This window comes from Streptomyces galbus (assembly GCF_005280195.1).
In the GTDB taxonomy this organism is placed as follows: domain Bacteria; phylum Actinomycetota; class Actinomycetes; order Streptomycetales; family Streptomycetaceae; genus Streptomyces; species Streptomyces galbus.
Genome location: NZ_SZPR01000010.1, coordinates 141053 through 158934 on the forward strand (window position 1 = coordinate 141053; position 17882 = coordinate 158934).

At 73.7% G+C, this 17882-nt stretch carries 18 protein-coding genes; 10 read left to right on the forward strand and 8 right to left on the reverse strand.

What is annotated here, in order from left to right; translation table 11 throughout:
• Nucleotides 1-33 precede the first annotated feature (33 nt).
• Both katG and E4U92_RS08940 read right to left on the reverse strand, forming a co-directional pair.
• On the reverse strand, nucleotides 34-2265 hold the full coding sequence (gene katG / locus E4U92_RS08935; protein ID WP_137299761.1) for a catalase/peroxidase HPI: 2232 nt from the start codon (nucleotides 2263-2265) through the stop codon (nucleotides 34-36).
• 36 nt (nucleotides 2266-2301) lie between these two features.
• Complete coding sequence (locus tag E4U92_RS08940; RefSeq protein WP_137299762.1) at nucleotides 2302-2739, reverse strand: Fur family transcriptional regulator; 438 nt, start codon at nucleotides 2737-2739, stop codon at nucleotides 2302-2304.
• 309 nt (nucleotides 2740-3048) lie between these two features.
• Here E4U92_RS08940 and E4U92_RS08950 point away from each other — a divergent pair, with 309 nt between their 5' ends.
• Entirely contained in the window at nucleotides 3049-3489 is a 441-nt protein-coding gene (locus E4U92_RS08950) for a helix-turn-helix domain-containing protein (protein WP_174863763.1), read from the forward strand.
• A 90-nt stretch (nucleotides 3490-3579) separates the two neighbouring features.
• Nucleotides 3580-3990: a VOC family protein gene (locus E4U92_RS08955; RefSeq protein WP_137299764.1), complete on the forward strand. Its 411-nt coding sequence runs from the start codon at nucleotides 3580-3582 to the stop codon at nucleotides 3988-3990.
• Between the two features lie 146 nt (nucleotides 3991-4136).
• On the opposite strand, the gene E4U92_RS08960 is transcribed toward E4U92_RS08955, so the two are convergent.
• Nucleotides 4137-4715, reverse strand: a complete 579-nt coding sequence (locus E4U92_RS08960; protein ID WP_137299765.1) for a hypothetical protein — start codon at nucleotides 4713-4715, stop codon at nucleotides 4137-4139.
• Between the two features lie 119 nt (nucleotides 4716-4834).
• Between E4U92_RS08960 and E4U92_RS08965 the strand changes: the two genes are divergently transcribed.
• From E4U92_RS08965 to E4U92_RS08990, 6 genes are all read left to right on the forward strand, one after another.
• Nucleotides 4835-5533, forward strand: a complete 699-nt coding sequence (locus E4U92_RS08965) for a TetR/AcrR family transcriptional regulator (RefSeq protein WP_137299766.1) — start codon at nucleotides 4835-4837, stop codon at nucleotides 5531-5533.
• A gap of 86 nt (nucleotides 5534-5619) precedes the next feature.
• The gene (locus tag E4U92_RS08970; protein WP_137299767.1) at nucleotides 5620-6117 is read left to right on the forward strand and encodes a MarR family winged helix-turn-helix transcriptional regulator; all 498 of its coding nucleotides are present in this window, start codon (nucleotides 5620-5622) and stop codon (nucleotides 6115-6117) included.
• Between the two features lie 216 nt (nucleotides 6118-6333).
• The gene (locus E4U92_RS08975; RefSeq protein WP_137299768.1) at nucleotides 6334-7935 is read left to right on the forward strand and encodes an MFS transporter; all 1602 of its coding nucleotides are present in this window, start codon (nucleotides 6334-6336) and stop codon (nucleotides 7933-7935) included.
• A 299-nt stretch (nucleotides 7936-8234) separates the two neighbouring features.
• On the forward strand, nucleotides 8235-9227 hold the full coding sequence (dhaK, locus tag E4U92_RS08980) for a dihydroxyacetone kinase subunit DhaK (protein ID WP_137299769.1): 993 nt from the start codon (nucleotides 8235-8237) through the stop codon (nucleotides 9225-9227).
• A 62-nt stretch (nucleotides 9228-9289) separates the two neighbouring features.
• A complete protein-coding gene (gene dhaL, locus E4U92_RS08985) occupies nucleotides 9290-9895 on the forward strand; it encodes a dihydroxyacetone kinase subunit DhaL (RefSeq protein WP_137299770.1) in 606 nt (201 codons plus the stop codon).
• An 8-nt stretch (nucleotides 9896-9903) separates the two neighbouring features.
• The gene (locus E4U92_RS08990) at nucleotides 9904-10314 is read left to right on the forward strand and encodes a PTS-dependent dihydroxyacetone kinase phosphotransferase subunit DhaM (protein WP_137299771.1); all 411 of its coding nucleotides are present in this window, start codon (nucleotides 9904-9906) and stop codon (nucleotides 10312-10314) included.
• A gap of 9 nt (nucleotides 10315-10323) precedes the next feature.
• Here E4U92_RS08990 and E4U92_RS08995 read toward each other — a convergent pair whose 3' ends face one another.
• Nucleotides 10324-11223, reverse strand: a complete 900-nt coding sequence (locus E4U92_RS08995; protein WP_137299772.1) for a glycoside hydrolase family 75 protein — start codon at nucleotides 11221-11223, stop codon at nucleotides 10324-10326.
• 402 nt (nucleotides 11224-11625) lie between these two features.
• Between E4U92_RS08995 and E4U92_RS09000 the strand changes: the two genes are divergently transcribed.
• Both E4U92_RS09000 and E4U92_RS09005 read left to right on the forward strand, forming a co-directional pair.
• Nucleotides 11626-12600, forward strand: coding sequence for a fibronectin type III domain-containing protein (locus tag E4U92_RS09000; RefSeq protein WP_137300132.1), 975 nt, complete (start codon nucleotides 11626-11628; stop codon nucleotides 12598-12600).
• Between the two features lie 164 nt (nucleotides 12601-12764).
• Nucleotides 12765-13307, forward strand: coding sequence for a hypothetical protein (locus E4U92_RS09005; protein WP_137299773.1), 543 nt, complete (start codon nucleotides 12765-12767; stop codon nucleotides 13305-13307).
• Here the strand turns inward: E4U92_RS09005 and E4U92_RS09010 are convergent.
• From E4U92_RS09010 to E4U92_RS09025, 4 genes are all read right to left on the reverse strand, one after another.
• Nucleotides 13255-13845, reverse strand: a complete 591-nt coding sequence (locus E4U92_RS09010; RefSeq protein ID WP_137299774.1) for a PadR family transcriptional regulator — start codon at nucleotides 13843-13845, stop codon at nucleotides 13255-13257. The two genes, E4U92_RS09005 and E4U92_RS09010, sit on opposite strands and share 53 nt — an antisense overlap.
• A 37-nt stretch (nucleotides 13846-13882) precedes the next feature.
• A complete protein-coding gene (locus E4U92_RS09015; RefSeq protein WP_137299775.1) occupies nucleotides 13883-15898 on the reverse strand; it encodes an NADPH-dependent 2,4-dienoyl-CoA reductase in 2016 nt (671 codons plus the stop codon).
• A 130-nt stretch (nucleotides 15899-16028) separates the two neighbouring features.
• Complete coding sequence (locus E4U92_RS09020; protein ID WP_137299776.1) at nucleotides 16029-16397, reverse strand: hypothetical protein; 369 nt, start codon at nucleotides 16395-16397, stop codon at nucleotides 16029-16031.
• 425 nt (nucleotides 16398-16822) lie between these two features.
• Complete coding sequence (locus E4U92_RS09025; RefSeq protein WP_137299777.1) at nucleotides 16823-17707, reverse strand: hypothetical protein; 885 nt, start codon at nucleotides 17705-17707, stop codon at nucleotides 16823-16825.
• Nucleotides 17708-17882 lie beyond the last annotated feature (175 nt).

A 17882-nucleotide genomic window follows, 5' to 3' on the forward strand; every position in this document is an offset into this window, starting at 1 on the left:
CGTGGTGCCCGCCGCGACGGCGGGACGCCGGGATCAGACCAGGTCGAACCGGTCCGCGTCCATGACCTTCGTCCAGGCCGCGACGAAGTCCGTCACGAACTTCTGCCGTGCGTCGTCGCTCGCGTAGACCTCGGCCAGCGCCCGCAGCTCGGAGTTGGAGCCGAAGACCAGGTCGGCACGGCTGCCGGCCCACTTCAGCTCACCGGTGGCCGCGTCGCGGCCCTCGAACGTGGTCTGGTCCTCGGAGGTCGCCTTCCACGTCGTGCCCAGGTCGAGCAGGTTGACGAAGAAGTCGTTGGTCAGCACCCCGGGGGTCGTGGTGAGGACACCGAGCTGCGACTGCTGGTGGTTGGCGCCGAGCACGCGCAGGCCGCCGACCAGGACCGTCATCTCGGGGGCGCTCAGGGAGAGCAGGTTGGCGCGGTCGAGCAGCAGGTACTCGGCCGGCAGGCGGTTGCCCTTGCCGAGGTAGTTGCGGAAGCCGTCCGCGGTCGGCTCCAGCGCGGCGAATGACTCCGCGTCGGTGTGCTCCTCGGTGGCGTCCACCCGGCCCGGCGTGAACGGCACCTGGATCTCGACGCCGGCCTCCTTGGCGGCCGCCTCCACGGCGGCGGAGCCACCGAGGACGATCAGGTCGGCGAGGGAGACCTTCTTGGCGCCGGAGGAGGCGTTGAAGTCCTGCTGGATGCCCTCCAGCGTGCGCAGCACGAGCGCGAGCTGGTCGGGGTCGTTGGCCTCCCAGCCGCGCTGCGGCTCCAGGCGGATCCGGGCGCCGTTGGCGCCGCCGCGCTTGTCGGAGGCGCGGAACGTCGAGGCGGACGCCCACGCGGTGCTCACGAGCTGGGAGACGGTCAGGCCGGACTCCAGCAGCTTGGTCTTCAGGGTGGCGACGTCGCCGGCGTCGATGAGCTCGCCCTCGCGCTCCGGCAGCGGGTCCTGCCACAGCAGCGTCTCCTCCGGGACCTCCGGGCCGAGGTAGAGGGACTTCGGGCCCATGTCACGGTGGGTCAGCTTGTACCAGGCGCGGGCGAAGGCGTCCGCGAACTGGTCCGGGTTCTCCAGGAAGCGGCGGGAGATCTGCTCGTAGACCGGGTCGAAGCGGAGCGACAGGTCCGTGGTGAGCATGGTCGGCAGGTGCTTCTTGGCCGGGTCGTGCGCGTCCGGGATGATCGGCTCGGCGTTCTTGGCGACCCACTGCTTGGCGCCGGCCGGGGACTCGCTGAGCTCCCACTCGTGGCCGAAGAGGATCTCGAAGAAGTCGTTGCTCCAGCGGGTCGGCGTGGTGGTCCAGGTGACCTCCAGGCCGGAGGTGATGGTGTCCCCGCCCTTGCCGGTGCCGTAGGTGCTGCGCCAGCCGAGGCCCTGCTCCTCCAGGGAGGCGGCCTCGGGGTCGTCGCCCACGTGGTCGGCGGGGCCGGCGCCGTGGGTCTTGCCGAAGGTGTGGCCGCCGGCGATGAGGGCGACGGTCTCCTCGTCGTTCATCGCCATGCGGCGGAACGTCTCACGGATGTCGCGGGCCGCGGCCAGCGGGTCCGGGTTGCCGTTGGGGCCCTCGGGGTTGACGTAGATCAGGCCCATCTGGACGGCGCCGAGCGGGTTCTCCAGCTCGCGGTCGCCGCTGTAGCGCCGGTCGTCGAGCCAGGTGGTCTCGGGACCCCAGTAGACGTCCTCCTCCGGCTCCCAGACGTCCTCGCGGCCGCCGCCGAAGCCGAACGTCTCGAAGCCCATGGACTCCAGGGCGACGTTGCCGGCGAGGATCATCAGGTCGGCCCAGGACAGGCTCTGGCCGTACTTCTTCTTCACCGGCCACAGCAGCCGGCGGGCCTTGTCGAGGTTGGCGTTGTCGGGCCAGCTGTTCAGCGGCGCGAAGCGCTGCTGGCCGGCGCCGGCGCCGCCGCGGCCGTCGCTGATGCGGTAGGTGCCGGCGCTGTGCCACGCCATGCGGATGATCAGCGGGCCGTAGTTGCCGAAGTCCGCGGGCCACCAGTCCTGCGAGGTGGTGAGCACCTCGGCGATGTCCCGCTTCACGGCCGGAAGGTCCAGCGACCGGAACGCCTCGGCGTAGTCGAAGTCCGCACCGAGCGGGTTGGCGACGGCGGGGTTCTTCGCGAGGATCTTGACGTTCAGCCGGTCGGGCCACCACTGACGGTTGCCGCCGCCCTGCGTCGGGTGGGCGGCACGCCCGTGCGCCACCGGGCAGCCTCCCGTGCCCTCCGTGCCCTCCGTCTTGGGGTCGGTGACGATCGCGTCGGGGTTCTCAGCCATGCAGGGATTCCTTCCGAACTGGGTGGATCACTGTGCTCAGGAGCGGTGGGCGGTGGAGCAGTCGGGGCACAGGCCCCAGTAGATGACCTCGGCCTCGTCGATCGCGAAACCGTGGGCGTCGGAGGCGGTCAGGCAGGGCGCGTCGCCGACCGCGCAGTCGACATCGGCGACGGCACCGCACGCGCGGCACAGCACGTGGTGGTGGTTGTCGCCCACACGGCCCTCGAACCGGGCGGGGCTGCCGGCCGGTTCGATCCGGCGTATCAGTCCGGCCGCGGTGAGCGCGTGCAGCGCCTCGTACACGGCCTGGACGGAGATGTGCCCCACGCGCTCGCGCACACCGGTGGCGATGGCCTCGACACCGAGGTGGTCGCCCTTGCGGACGGTCTCGAGCAGCGCGACACGGGCGGCCGTCACCCGCAGGCCGGCACCGCGCAACTCGTCGGCGGTGGACGGGGACTGGGGTGCGGTCATGCCCGCGACCCTTCCACATAAACACGAACGGTTCAAGAAAAAGAACCGTTAAAGATTGGTGCCGTGGCGGGGGGTGCGGAGGGTCTTCCCGGGGGCGGCGGGGGTGGTCGCGGTGGCGCGGACGTCGGTTCCGGTGGCGCTGCCGGGTGCTTCGGCGACGGCTGGGGGCGGCTGGGGCGAGGGTCGTCTTCGTAGCAGGGGGCGCGGGGCGGCTCGGGGACGCGCGCCGGGCGGTAGCACGCGGGTCCGACGGCCGACCGCCGCGTGACAGCGCCGCCGTGATGGATGACGGCGTGGTGTGATGGCGGCGTGAGCCGCGCCGTCGAAGACACCCACCGCCGTATGCTCCGGGCCCGGGACGCCATGGACCGCGCCTACGCGCAGCCCCTCGACGTCCCCGCGCTGGCCCGGATCGCGCACGTGTCCGAGTCGCACTTCACCCGCACCTTCCGGGCCACCTTCGGCGAGACGCCGCACCGCTACCTGCAACGCCGGCGCGTCGAGCGGGCGATGTTCCTGCTGCGGGAGACGCACCGCCCGGTCACGGAGATCTGCTTCGAGGTCGGCTTCAGCAGCCCGGGCACGTTCAGCCGGACGTTCCGTGACATCGTCGGCCGCTCCCCGCGGGCGTACCGCAAGGAGACCGCGGCGGCGAGGTCGGCAGCGGTGCCCGTGCACGTGCCGACGTGCTTCACGATGGCCTGGACGCGCCCGTCCGACAGCCGCCCCGGGGCGGTCCCCGGCAGCTGACCCGAGTGCGGCGCCGGACGACTCCCCGCCCTTCCCGACTCGGCGGTTTCGGAGAAGTTTTCCCCGCCCGGGAGCACTAGCGTGGCGCCCATGTTCACAGGGATCACGCACTCACAGATCTACGTCCTCGACCAGGACGAGGCCCTCGACTTCTACGTGGGCAAGCTGGGCCTCGAGGTGACCGCCGACGCCGATCTCGGCTTCATGCGCTGGCTGACGGTCGGTGTGCCGGGCCACCCCGAGCGCCAGATTCTGCTGGAGAAGCCGGGCCCGCCGGCCCTGTCCGAGGAGACGGCCGAGCAGGTCCGCGCACTGCTCACCAAGGGGGCGACCGGCGGCCACCTCATCTTCAGCACGGACGACTGCCGCAAGACCTACGAGACGCTGCGCGACCGCGGCGTGGAGTTCACCCAGGAGCCCACCGAGCAGCCGTACGGCATCGACTGCGGCCTGCGCGACCCGTTCGGCAACAGCATCCGCTTCACCCAGCCGACGGGCTGAACCACGGCGCTCCGGCCGTCCCGGAGCAGGGCCCGGAACGAGTTGAGGGTGTCCTTCAGGAGGCGGGCGAGCTTCGCCCGCCTCGTCGACATCCACCGCTCCGGTCGTCGTACCTGACGGACACACAACCGCCTGCCGGCCCGGCTCTATGGCTCCCGCGGGACCGAGCGGGACAGGCGGACCGCTGACACGAGGAAGAAGATGCCGCCGAGCGTGGCGTAGCCGGCGAGGGCCGTCAGCGTGGGGTCGTCCTGGGTGGCACTGCGGATGAAGCTCGCTCCGGCGAGGACGGAGATGCCGCCGCTGAGGATCATGGCCCACTGGCCGCCCATCGACCGACGTGCCAGGCCCACGAGGAGCTGGACCAGGCCGGAGACGATCGCCCAGGCGCCCCAGACCCGCAGCACGTCGGCGACGCCCGAGGTGCTCGCGACGGCGACCCCGATCACGGCGAGCACGCTGACGGCCATGTTGGCGTACAGGCCCTTGAGCGGCCCGGCGGCACGTGCCGACCTGGCGTCCACCACGGCCGCGGCCACGTCGAACGCCGGGTAGAGGGCCAGCAGCAGCTTGACCCCGGTGGTGAGTTCGGAGCCGCTCAGGAGCAGGAGCGCCGCCCATGCGAGGGCGAAGACGCAGCGGATGACGTAGAGCCGGCGAAGTGCGGGCTTCGCTCCGACGGACTCGGCCGAGGCGGGGACGGGAGCGGGGGCTGTGGATGTCATGGGTGGTCCTCCGACGACTGATCGGGCGGTGTGAGTAGAGAGAACGGTCTCTCTACTTCTTGGCCGCAGCCTGGCACAGCTTCCCCTTCGTGACAAGAGAGAGCGTTCTACCCGCTACGATGGTCGGCATGACGAGGACGGAAGCCGGGGCAGGCACCGGCAGGCGGGTCTCCGAGGCCCGTGAGCGGCTGCTGAGGACCGCCGGACAGCTCTTCTACGCCGAGGGCATCCACACCGTGGGCGTCGACCGCCTGGTCGCCGAGGCGAAGGTCACCAACGCGACCTTCTACCGCCACTTCCGCAGCAAGGAGGACCTCGCGGTCGCCTACCTGGGAAGCGTCGACCAGGCGATCCGCACCCAGATCGACTCCCTGACGGCCGCGGACGTACCGACCGACGCCATCCTGCGGGGCATCGGCGCATCCCTGGTCGAGCAGATCCGCTCGCCCGGTTACCGCGGGTGCGCCTTCCTCAACGCGGCAGCGGAGTTCCCCGACCCGGCCCACCCGGTCCACCGCGCCGTCGTACAGCACCGCGAGTGGTTCCTGCGGACGATCACGGAACTGTTCGCCGACATCACCCCCGTACAGGCCGATCACGCCGGACGCCACTTCGTCATGCTCCGTGACGGCGCGATGAGCGCCGGGTACCTCGGCGACCCGGTGGCGGCCGGCGAGACCCTGCTGCGCGGCATCGAGGGGCTGCTGCGAGTCCACATGGCGCGCGGGGCCGACGGGAGCACCGCCTCCCCGTCCGGCCACGCCCCCGCGGAGGCCACGCCGGTCCCGGGCGTCGACTGCTCACCGACCGGCGCCTGACCACGTCCAGCCGTTCTCCAGCCGGCCAGCCCTCCGCCATCTAGCTATGTTGACATAGGTATCCGGCCGTACCTAAGCTCGCCGTCATGCCCCCGCACAGCGCGTCCGCGCAGGACCTCGACCGCGTGGCCGCCGGCCTCGTGGCGTGCCTGCCTGCGCTGGGGCGGGCCCTGGAGCGGCAGGTGGATCTGGTGTATCCGCACCCCAAGCCCTCCGAGGCCCAGCTCGCGCTGCTCCGGCACGTCGGCGACCACGACGGGGTGACCGTCCGGGCGGCGGCCGAGGCGCTGCTGATGAAGCCCAACAACGTCAGCGCCCTGGTCACCCAGCTCACCGAGCAGGGTCTGCTGGAGCGCCGGCAGGACGCCTCCGACAAGCGCGTCGCCCACCTGCACCTCACGCCGGTCGCCCGGCAGCGCCTCGGCGAGGTCAGGCAGTTGATGGCCGGCCACCTGACGGGTGCGCTGCGCGCCCTGACGGAGGGCGAGCTGGACGCCCTCGGCTCCGCGCTGGGCGCGTTGAACGCGCTGGGCCGGCACCTGCCCGCCGCCCCCGCCGTCACCACCCCCACCGCCGCTCACTGAGCGCGGCGCCGGGCCCGTCGTAGGGCCCGGGGGCGGTGCGTGCGGCCCCGCGGTCGCCTCCCCACGTTCCCCCTCTCCCCCTCTCTCCCTCTTCCCCTGTTCCGGCCCCTCCGGCGTCGGCGATGCGTCGTCGTGCGCGCCCCCTGTGGCGCGCCGGTCCGCCGTCGCCCGCCGGCCGGTCCCGGGCAGGCGCACGTACGAAGGACAGGCACTTCCATGCCCTCCGTGGACATCCACTCCTCCACGCCGGCGGCCTCCGTCGCCGCTCCCCCGGACCAGCCCCGCGGCCTGCGGGCCAACCCCTGGCTGACGCTGATCGCCGTCGCGTTCGGCCTCTTCATGGTCGGTCTCGACGGTTCGGTCGTCTCCATCGCCAACCCCGAGATCGGCCGCGACCTGGGCGCGTCCACCGCCGACCTCCAGTGGGTCACCAACTCCTATCTGCTGGCGCTGGCCGCCGCACTCATCCTCGGCGGCAAGCTGGGTGACCGGTTCGGGCGCCGGACGTTCTACCTGGTCGGCGTCGCCGGGTTCGCCGTGGCGTCCGTCGCCATCGGGCTGAGCGGGTCCATCACGGGCGTCATCGCCTTCCGCGCGGTGCAGGGCTTCTTCGGCGCGCTGCTGATGCCCAACACCCTCGGTCTGCTGCGGGCGGTGTTCCCGCCGCGCAAGTTCGGCATGGCGGTCGGCATCTGGGCCATGGTCTCCTCCGTCTCCACCGCCCTCGGTCCGATCGTGGGCGGGCTGCTGGTGCAGCACGTCGACTGGGAGTCGGTCTTCTTCATCAACGCGCCCATCGCCGTCGCCGCACTGGTCTTCAGCGCCCTCGTGCTGCCGCAGAGCAGGAACACCGCGGCCCGGGGCGAGAGGTTCGACCTCGCCGGGGTCGTGCTGCTGGCGGCGGGGCTGCTCGCCGTCGTGTTCGGCGTGGTCAAGGGCGAGACCTGGGGCTGGACCTCGGGCGGCACCCTGGGTGCCATCGGGGCGGGCGTGCTGGTGCTGGTGGCCTTCGGCCTGTACGAGAGCCGGGTGGCCGCCGCTCCCCTGCTGCCGACGCGCCTGTTCCGCAACCCGGCGCTGACCATCGGCACCGTCATCACCGCGCTGAACTTCTTCGTGCTGCTCGGTGTGATCTTCTTCGTGATGCTCTACCTGCAGAACGTGCGCGGGTTCTCCCCGGTCGAGGCCGGGGTGCGCACCCTGCCGCTGAGCCTGGCCTCGGTGGTGGCCTCGCCGCTGGGCGCGGCCCTCACCGAGCGGTTCGGGCCGCGGTTCACCATGCCGCTCGGCATGGCGCTGCAGGCGGTGGCCTGCTTCGTGATGCTCGGCTGGGCCGCCGACTCGTCGTACGCCCTGATGTGGCCGCCGTTCATCGCGCTCGGGCTGGGCGTGGGCATGGTGATGTCGTCGTCCTCCGATGCCATCGTGGGCAACGCGCCCGTCCGGGACGGCGGTGTGGCGGGCGGTCTGCAGGCGACGGCCCTGCAGGTCGGCGGCGCGCTCGGCACGTCGGTGCTGGTGTCGCTCATCGGCAGCCGGGTCGGCTCCACCCTCACCGGCGAACTGACCTCCGCCGGGGTGCCCGCCGACGCGGCGGCGGGGCTCGGCGAGGCGAAGGACGCCGTGGCGATGGGTGTCGCGCCCGTCCCGGACGCCCTGCCCGCACAGCTGCGGACAGCGGTCGTCGAGGGCAGCCACCAGGCGTTCATGAACGGTGTGCACACCTCCGTGCTGGTCGCGGGCGTGCTGTGCGTGCTGGGCGCGCTGGTCGCCGCGGTCGGCGTGCGCCGGGCTCCCGGGGCGGCCGCCGAAGGGTGACCGCGGACGGGGCCCGCCCGCCCCGGGGGCGTTTCCTTCAGCAGGCCCCCCGGTGTGATCGCTCGACGCCGTACCCACCCGCGCGCGCCCCCGGCGGAATCGCACGCGACGCTCCCCCCACCCGACGGTGTTCCCCCTGGATGGTTCCCGACGGACGTGACCTTCGCCGTCACAAGGTCGATACTTCCTCCAGGGGGTCACCCGTCCCCGACCGTCCGCCGCACCCACGACCACCCCCTCCCCCGACCGGCCGCGAGGCAGGCCGGAGGGCCACCCGCCCAGCCCCCTCGGAGGTACTCATGAGGATGCTCATCAACGTTCCCGAGACCGTGGTCGCCGACGCGTTGCGGGGCATGGCGGCCGCCCATCCGGAACTGACCGTGGACGTGGACAACCGCGTGGTCGTACGGCGGGACGCGCCGGTCGCCGGGAAAGTGGCCCTGGTCTCCGGAGGCGGCTCGGGGCACGAGCCGCTGCACGGCGGCTTCGTCGGGCCCGGCATGCTGTCGGCGGCCTGTCCCGGCGAGGTGTTCACCTCCCCCGTGCCCGACCAGATGGTGCGGGCCGCGGCGGCCGTGGACAGCGGTGCCGGGGTGCTGTTCGTCATCAAGAACTACACCGGCGACGTGCTGAACTTCGAGATGGCCGCCGAGCTGGCCGAGGACGAGGGCATCCAGGTCGCCAAGGTGCTCGTCGACGACGACGTGGCGGTCACCGACAGCCTGTACACGGCCGGGCGGCGCGGTACGGGAGCCACCCTCTTCGTCGAGAAGATCGCCGGGGCCGCGGCCGACGAGGGACAGCCGCTGGAGCGGGTCGAGGCGGTGGCCCGGCAGGTCAACGAGAACTCCCGCAGCTTCGGCGTCGCCCTGAGCGCCTGCACCACGCCCGCCAAGGGCGGCCCGACGTTCGACCTGCCCGAGGGCGAGCTGGAGTTCGGTGTCGGCATCCACGGCGAGCCGGGGCGCGAGCGGCGGCCGATGATGACCTCGCGGGAGATCGCCGACGCCGCCGTGCAGGCGATCCTCGACGACATGACGCCCCGCAACCCCGTCCTGGTGCTCGTCAACGGCATGGGCGCGACCCCGCTGCTGGAGCTGTACGGCTTCAACGCCGAGGTGCAGCGGGTGCTCACCGAGCGCGGGGTGGCCGTCGCCCGTACGCTCGTCGGCAACTACGTGACCTCCCTCGACATGGCCGGCGCGTCCGTCACCCTGTGCCAGGTCGACGAGGAGCTGCTGCGGCTCTGGGACGCCCCGGTGAGCACGCCCGGGCTGCGCTGGGGCCGGTGAGGGCCCCGGCCCGCCACCGCACCGACCCGCACCCGTACGCACCCGACACGCAAGGAGACACCGTGCTGGACGCCGACTTCTTCCGCCGTTGGATGACGGCCACCTCCGCGTCCGTCGACCGCGAGGCGGAGCGGCTCACCGCCCTCGACTCGCCCATCGGCGACGCCGACCACGGCAGCAACCTGCGGCGCGGCTTCGCCGCGGTCACCGCGGCGCTGGAGAAGGAGGCCCCGCGCACACCGGGCGCCGTCCTGATCCTCGCCGGGCGCCAGCTCATCTCGACGGTCGGCGGCGCGTCCGGGCCGCTGTACGGCACGCTGCTGCGCCGCACCGGCAAGGCGCTCGGCGACGCGCCCGAGGTCGGCCCCGAGCAGTTGGCGGAGGCGCTGCGCGCGGGCGTGGACGCCGTGATGCAGCTCGGCGGTGCCGCGCCGGGCGACAAGACCATGATCGACGCGCTGGTCCCGGCGGTCGACGCCCTCGCGGACGGGTTCGGCGCCGCCCGGGCCGCCGCCGAGCAGGGCGCCGAGGCCACCACGCCGCTGCAGGCCCGCAAGGGGCGGGCCAGCTACCTCGGCGAGCGCAGCATCGGGCACCAGGACCCAGGGGCCACCTCGGCGGCCCTGCTGATCGCCGCGCTCGTTGACGCCGGCACGGACGGGGAGTGAGGGCCGCCATGAGCGACGACAGGCTGGTCGGCATCGTCCTCGTCTCGCACAGCGCGGCCGTGGCGGAGTCCGTGGCCGAGCTGGCCCGGGGGCTGACGGGCGGCGGCCCCGACGTCCCGGTCGCCGCGGCCGGCGGCACCGAGGGCGGCAGCCTCGGCACCAGTGCCGAGCTGATCGCGGCGGCCGCCGCCGCGGTGGACCGGGGCGCGGGGATCGCCGTCCTCACGGACCTCGGCAGCGCCGTCCTGACCGTGAAGGCGCTGCTCGCGGAGGGCGACGAGCTGCCCGGCGACACGCGGCTGGTCGACGCTCCGTTCGTCGAGGGCGCGGTCGCCGCGGTCGTCACGGCGGCCACCGGCGCCGACCTGGACGCGGTGGAGGCGGCGGCCGCGGAGGCGTATACCTACCGCAAGACCTGAGGGGGTCGGCTACTCCTCCTGCCCGCCCTCGGTATCCGCGCCCTGCCCGTCCGGTTCCTCGTCGGACGGGGCGTCGGCCGACTCCTCGGCCGGGTCCGTCGTCCCGTCCGACGCCGCCTCCCCGGGCGGGTCGTCCGACCCGGCGGTGGTGGTCGCGGCCGGGGCCGCGGGTCCGTCGGGCGTCGCCGTGGCACCGTTCGCGGTGTCGCCGCGGACGAAGAGGCGGGCGAGGCGCTCCCCCGTGGCCACGGCGGCCGCGTGGTCCTCGATGGGCTTGACCTCGGAGTCCCTGAAGACGATGTAGGTGACGCCGGAGGGCGTGCCGCCGCCGTGCGGGTCGGGGCGGATGCCGAGGCCCACGGCGGTGGCGTAGGACGCCTCGCCGATGATGTCGTCCGGGCCGACGTCACCGACGACCGCGTACTGGACACGGTCGCCGTAGACGACGGCCGCGACCGATCCGCCGTGCACCCCGTCGCGGCGGTGGTCCCAGATGTCGCTGGGCGCCGGGACGACGACGTACGGCAGGGTCTCGGCGCTCAGGTCGCGGCCGTCGGACTGCTGGAAGGCCGTGCCGGGGGCGAACAGGGGGTCCGTGCGGGCGTTGCAGTGCCGGCCCGGGCGGCCGTCGCAGTCGATGTCCAGGTCGGCCTTCCAGAAGACGACGCCGCCCGTGGCGCACACCGGGACGGTGGCGGGCGTGTCGTGGTCGGTGCGGTAGCGGCCCTGGGAGACGGGTGTGCAGTCGCGCACCCTGGCCAGGAGGTCCGCCGCGCTGACCGCGCCCCCGTGCCGCGGTGCCGGACCGCCCAGGGGCGGCGGCGCCGTCGGGGAGGCGGCGGAGGACGGGAAGGCCGGGGCCATCAGGGCGAGGCCGGCCACGGCCAGGGTCAACGACTGGGCACGCACGGAAGGGACCCTCTCATGGGGGAGGTGACGAGCACTCAGCCCAATCTCGTGGGGGTCGCCCTACCGGGCCATCCGAAGGGGGCCGTACGGAGCAGGGTGCTGACGCGGTGACAGGGAGCGGGCGCCGGCGCCCGTCGGGGACGCCGGCCGCCCGGCCGCCCTTCGGCGCGGGATCAGCGACGACAGCGGTCCGCGCCATCGGCACGAACTCCCCAGTGCTGCGGGGGGAGTTCGCCCGTGGGACCCTCAGCATACGTAACCCTCCCGGGTGACCACCAACGCCGGCCCGCCACGCCACGCCCTCTTGATGTGTTCGCATCATCGCGGCATATTGGTCCGGACCATTGCCGCCGTTCCGGGCCGGGAGGCGAGGCCGTGCGACGCGTAGGGCCGTACTCAGCGATGCTCGCGGGGGTGCTGGCGCTCGGCTGCGGCTGTGCGTCGGCGAACGGCGACGGCACCGCGGCCGAGGGCTCGGCGCCCGGGGCGCCCACCGGGGTGACCGCGGCGGCGGGCAGCGCGACCAGCGTGCACGTGATGTGGAACGCCGTCGGCGCGACGTCCGGTGTGAGGGCGTACGAGGTCTACGAGGGGTCCGCCAAGGTGCGCGAGGTGCCGGGCTCCGTCCACATGGTCGACGTCGTACGGCTCACCCCCGGCACCGCGTACGCCTTCACCGTGCGCGCCCGGGACGGCGGGGGCCGGCTCGGCCCGCCCAGCCGCGAGGTGCGCGCCACCACGCCGGCGGCCACGGCCGCCGACCGCGCCGCGCCCACCCGGCCCGGCGGGGTCGAGGGCCGCGCGGTGGGCGCGACGGCCGTGCAGCTGTCCTGGTCCGCCGCCACCGACGACCGCGCGGTGGTGTCGTACGACGTCTGCCAGGGCGGCACGAGGATCCACAGCGTCGGCGGCAACCAGACGGCGACCGTCGTCACCGGGCTGCGGCCCGGCACCCGCTACTCCTTCACCGTGCGGGCCAGGGACGCCGCCGACAACGTCTCCGCCGCCGGGCCCGCCGTCCGGCTGACGACCCCGCCCGGCACCGGCGCCGCCGACCGGGACACCGCGCCCGCCGGTTTCCGCGCGACCACCCACCGGGCGGACGGGGCGTACTACCTCGACCTGGCCTGGGTACCGCCGCGGGTGGACGGGCCGGTCACCGAGTACGAGATCCGGCTCGACGGCCGCCGTGCCACCTCGCTCGTGTGGGGCGGCGCCGCGCCCCGCGACACGGCCTCCTACAGCTTCTACCTCGGCGAGGAGACCGGGCGGACGGTGCGGGTGCGGCTGCGGGCACGGCTGCCCGACGGCACCTGGGGCGCCCTGTCGGCCGAGCGCTCGGTGACCACCGGGACCACGGGACCCGGCGCGGGCTGACCGGCCCGCACCGGTCCGCCGGAGCGGGTCCGTCACCCGGCCGGGTGCCGTCCGGGTGCGGGAGGGCGGACGGCACCGTTGGCTGGCACCGAGGCAGCACGGGCGTACCCGATCCTCGGCGGCGCAAGGGATGTACCGCCAACCGTGCCGCCGGAGGACATCCGATGACCGACTCACGTCTTCTCGTCCGCTCCGCACTCACCGTGGCAGCCGCCGCCGCGCTGCCCCTCGCCCTGACCGCCGGCCCGGCCGCCGCCCGGGCGCAGGGGATCTCCGTGAGCACGGTGGGCACCACCGTCTCCGTGGTCACCAGCGCCTGCACCACCCAGACCAACGGCACCTGGGGCACCGGCTCGCTGCTCAGCAGCGGTCAGACGTCGTTCGCGCAGGGGCGGCAGGTGGCCCTGTCGGGCACCTCCGTCAGCCAGTCGGCGGCCTGGTCGAACGTCAGCCCCGGCACCTACAGCGTCATCGTCACCTGCGCCAACGGCACCACGGCCGGCACCCAGTCGGTCATCGTGTCGGCCCCCGTCACCCGCACACCCACGCCGACGGCCTCGGCCTCGCGCGGGGTGATGGGCGGCTCGGGCGGCTCCGTCCGCGACTACGGCACCGTCACCCTGGCGGCCGGCGGCACGCTGGTGGGCGCGGGTGTCATCGCGGCGGCGTGGTTCCTGCGCCGTCGCTCGAAGCCGTACCGCCTGTGACCTCGGACAGGCCGGCGACCTCGGCGAGCGCGTGGGCGAGCCACCGCGTCCAGAAGGTCTCCAGGTCGATGCCCGCGCGCAGCACCAGGTGACGCAGCCGGTCCTCGGGGCCGTCCCGGCCGGGCGGGAAGTCGCGCCGCTCGATCTCCTCGTACTCGGCCAACTGCCGCCGGTGCAGGTCGAGGTGGCGGCCCAGGTCGGCCTCCAGGCCCGCGGTGCCGACCACGGCGGCCGCGCGCAGCCGCAGCAGCAGCGCGTCCCGCTGCGGCTTGGGGTCCTGCCCGGCCGCGGTCCAGCGGGCCAGTTCGGCGCGGCCGGCGGGCAGGACCTCGTAGGCCTTCTTCTGCCCGCGGGCCGGCTGCTCGGACGGCAGGGCCCGGATGAGGCCGTCGGACTCCAGCTTCCCCAGCTCGCGGTAGATCTGCTGGTGCGTGGCCGACCAGAAGTACCCGATCGACCGGTCGAACCGGCGGGTCAGCTCCAGCCCCGACGACGGCTTCTCGAGCAGGGCGGTGAGGATCGCGTGCGGGAGTGACATGGCCTCATCCTAGGGACGGCCGCTGCACGGACCGGCCCTACAGGGCGGCCGCGACCTCGGTGCCCTGCTTGATCGCGCGCTTGGCGTCCAGTTCGGCGGCCACGTCGGCGCCCCCGACGAGGTGCGGGGTGCGGCCGGCGGCCAGCAGCTCCTCGTACAGGTCGCGGCGCGGTTCCTGACCGGTGCACAGCACGATGGTGTCGACCTCCAGGACGGTGCTCCGCTCGCCGACGGTGATGTGCAGCCCGGCGTCGTCGATGCGGTCGTAGCGCACGCCCGGGACCATGGTCACGCCGCGGTGCTTGAGCTCGGTGCGGTGGATCCAGCCGGTGGTCTTGCCCAGCCCGGCGCCGACCTTGGTGGTCTTGCGCTGCAGCAGGTGGACCGAGCGCGGCGGGGCGGGCCGCTCGGGTGCGGCGAGGCCGCCCGGCGCACGGTAGTCCGTGTCGACGCCCCAGTGGCGGAAGTACGTCGCCGGGTCCTCGCTCGCGCCGTCGCCGCTGTCGGTGAGGAACTCGGCGACGTCGAAGCCGATGCCGCCGGCGCCGAGCACGGCGACGCGCTTGCCGACCTCGGCGTCGCCGCGCAGCACGTCCAGGTAGCCGACGACGCTCGGGTGGTCGACGCCGGGGATCTCGGGGGTGCGCGGGGTGACGCCGGTGGCGACGACGACCTCGTCGTAGCCGGCCAGGTCGGCGGCGGTGACGGGGGTGTCGAGGCGGACGTCGACGGCCTCCTCGGCGAGCCGGTGGCGGAAGTAGCGCAGGGTCTCGTCGAACTCCTGCTTGCCCGGCACCCGGCGGGCGACGTTGAGCTGCCCGCCGACCTCGCTCGCGGCGTCGAACAGGGTGACGTCGTGGCCGCGTTCGGCCGCGGAGACCGCGCAGGCCAGGCCCGCGGGACCGGCGCCGACCACGGCGACGCGCTTCCTGAACCGGGTCGGGGAGAGCACCAGCTCGGTCTCGTGGCAGGCGCGGGGGTTCACCAGGCAGGAGGTGATCTGCCCGCTGAAGGTGTGGTCGAGGCAGGCCTGGTTGCAGCCGATGCAGGTGTTGATGGCCTCGGGCCGGCCGGCGGCGGCCTTGGCGACGAACGCCGGGTCGGCGAGCATCGGGCGGGCCATCGACACCATGTCGGCCACCCCGTCCGCGAGCAACTGCTCGGCGACCTCGGGGGTGTTGATGCGGTTGGTGGTGACGAGCGGCACCGACACCTCGCCCATGAGCCGCCGGGTCACCCAGGTGTAGGCGCCGCGCGGCACGGAGGTCGCGATGGTGGGGATGCGGGCCTCGTGCCAGCCGATGCCGGTGTTGATGATCGTTGCGCCGGCCGCCTCGACCGCCTTGGCGAGGTCGACGACCTCCTCGAGCGTGGAGCCGCCGGGGACGAGGTCGAGCATCGAGAGCCGGTAGACGACGATGAAGTCCTCGCCGACCGCCTCGCGCACGCGCCGGACGATCTCCAGGGGGAAGCGGGTGCGGTTCTCGTGGGAGCCGCCCCAGCGGTCGGTGCGGTGGTTGGTCTGGCGGGCGGTGAACTCGTTGATGAGGTAACCCTCGGAGCCCATGATCTCGACGCCGTCGTAGCCGGCCTGCCGGGCCAGGCGGGCGGTGCGGGCGTAGTCGTCGATGGTGCGCTCGATGTCGGCGTCGCCGAGCTCGCGCGGCACGAAGGGGCTGATCGGCGCCTGGAGGGGGCTCGGGGCGACGAGGTCGCGGTGGTAGGCGTAGCGGCCGAAGTGCAGGATCTGCAGGGCGATCCGGCCGCCCTCGCGGTGCACGGCCGCGGTGACGACGCGGTGCTGCTCGGCTTCCGCCTCGGTGGTGAGGCGGGCGCCGCCCTCGTAGGGGCGGCCCTCGTCGTTGGGGGCGATGCCGCCGGTGACGATGAGGCCCACTCCACCGCGGGCGCGCTCGGCGTAGAAGGCCGCCATGCGCTCGAACCCGCGCTCGGCCTCCTCCAGGCCGACGTGCATCGAGCCCATCAGGACGCGGTTGGGCAGCGTGGTGAAGCCCAGGTCGAGGGGGCTCAACAGGTGGGGGTAACGGCTCATCGGGGCCCTCCGTGCAGGGTGTCGTCGACCCTGTTGTAGAGGACCCCGAAGCTTTATGCAACTAGTTGCAGAACCGGTCCTGTCCGCCGGACGAGCCGCCGGCGGCCGTGCCGGGGGCCGTGGCGTGGGGCTACTTGCTCTCCAGCAGGACGTGCAGCTCCTTCTCCTGGTCACCGGAGGAGTGACTCACGTCACGCACGCTGAACTGGGCGTCCAGCACCTTGCGGAGCTGCTCGATGGCCCAGTAGCCGCCCTGCGCGTCGGCCGTGACGGTGGACGAGAGCCGGGCGGGCGGCGGGAACTCGTGGGCCTCGCTGACCTCGAAGGTGCCGAGCCAGACCATGGGGCGCGACTCGTGCAGCTGTTCGGGCACATCCTCGGAGCAGCGGTCGGACTCGAAGCACGCGCAGAGCGCGTCGAAGACCACCCGGGCGTCCTCCTTGCTGCATCCGCTGATCTCGACGGAGACGGACTCCTCGTGCGATCGCTCGCGGTCCATCGTGAACGCTCCTCTCGTGACGGTGACGCGCACCGCGAGTTCCCCACGAGCGGCACCGCATCCCCCGGACGCGGCACTTTTCGGTCCGGGGCGCCGGGGACGGCCCGACGGAAGAGCGCGCTCGGCGCCGAGCCGCGTCCGCGCCGGAGGCACAGGCCGGACGCCGGACGCCGCGGGGCGCGGGAGAGCCCGTCGACCAAGTGACGTGGGCCCGCCGGTGCCCGGGCACGGCACCGAGCGGCATCAGCTCCGGAGGACAGGCCGACGCCGGGTGCGGGACGGCCGGAGGGCCGAGAGGCCGGGGCCGGCCAGCCACGGGATGCCCGCCGGCCGGCCGGCGGGCAAGGCGCCGCGCCGTGTCCGGGGCGGCGGGCGGGCCGGGCGCCGGGAGCCCGAGGGTTCGGCCCGCCCTGGCCGCCCGGGGGTCAGCGGCGCGTGAAGCGGTACGTCTTGCTGTCCGTGAGGACGCAGAAGCCCGGGGAGACCACGATCACCCGCAGGGTGCCGGTGCGGCGGTCGTAGTCGATGCCCTCGGCCTCGAAGCCGCCCGAGCAGCCGCTGCGCAGGGGAAGCTGGCGCAGGGCCGTGACGTGCCCGGTGACGTCCGAGGAGCCGGGCTGCGCCGAGAGGTCGACCTGCAGCAGTGGCTTGGTCATGCCGAACAGGGACCCCTCGGGGTCGTCGGAGGAGCACAGCAGGGTCGTCGGGCCGGAGAAGTCGCAGCCCTGCACGTCGCGGACGGCGTGGTCGAGGCGGACCGTGGACGCCTGCGGCAGGTTCGCCGACGGCGAGGTGCCCGCGTTGACGCCGGGGGTGGGGAAGACCAGCAGCCGCGTCATGGTGCCCCACTCCCCCGCGAGCATCCACTGGCCGTCGGGCGAGATCGCCACCCAGGAGTTGTTCAGGGCCTCGCCGGGGCTGAGCGCGTGCACGTACTCCGACCAGCCGCCGCCGGGCGCCTGCACGCGGAACATCTTCGAGGTGCCCGAGTCCTGTTGGTAGGGCTCGACGTAGTAGCCGTTGTACGAGGCGTCGGGGTCGCCGACGTGGTTCCAGCCGCGGACCGACAGGCCGACCGGGATGGTACCGATGCCGGTGTACCGGTTGGGGCTGCCCGCCGGCACCTCGACGGAGGTCAGGCCCTGGCTCTCGGTCAGCGGGTCGGCGCGGTCGGAGCCGACCTCGGTCCAGGTGTCCGCCGCCGCGGCGGGCGGGGCCGCGGACAGGGCGGCGGCGGCCGCGGTGGCCAGGACGACGAGCGCGGTGCGGGCCGCGTGACGACGGCGGCGGCGGGCAGGGCGCAGGGGCATGGGCCGACTCCTCGACAGGGGGGTGGGTGGCGCGGGTCGGCGCACAGTCTGGCGGTGTTCGGTAGTCATGTACAGACCAACCGGGTGGACGCGGGCGGTCCGATCGGCGAACGGCGCCCGTCCTCGTCCCGGGGGAGGATGGAGGACGGCACGCAAGGCATGGGAGAACAGGGTT